At 62.4% G+C, this 314-nt stretch carries 1 protein-coding gene; it reads right to left on the bottom strand.

What is annotated here, in order from left to right; translation table 11 throughout:
* On the bottom strand, positions 1-314 hold a 314-nt coding region (locus SB717_RS34725), incomplete at both ends, for a hypothetical protein (RefSeq protein WP_486360785.1).

Here is a 314-nt window from a genome sequence, read left to right as displayed (position 1 = left end):
AGCATGCATTTCAGCCCATGGTCGACGATCACCGCCAGCTCGCCGGCAAAGGCTGGGTCGTAGGCTCGGCAATTGGGCACGGTAGCCGCCACGAGATGACTGGACCCGTCTTGATGCTGCAAGCCCTCACCGGCCAGGGTCGTGCGACCTGACGTCGCCCCGATCAAGAAACCGCGGGTGCGCTGGTCTGCCGCGGCCCAGATCAGATCAGCGACGCGCTGGAAGCCGAACATGGAGTAGAAAATGTACACCGGCAGCATCACGATGCCATGGGTGCTGTAGGCGGTACCTGCTGCGATCCATGAAGACATCGC

It is taken from the genome of Priestia sp. SIMBA_032, from assembly GCF_046535215.1.
Lineage (GTDB): Bacteria > Bacillota > Bacilli > Bacillales > Bacillaceae_H > Priestia > Priestia aryabhattai.
Note: the sequence above shows the minus strand (reverse complement) of the source record. Positions and strands in the feature narration are given on the sequence as shown.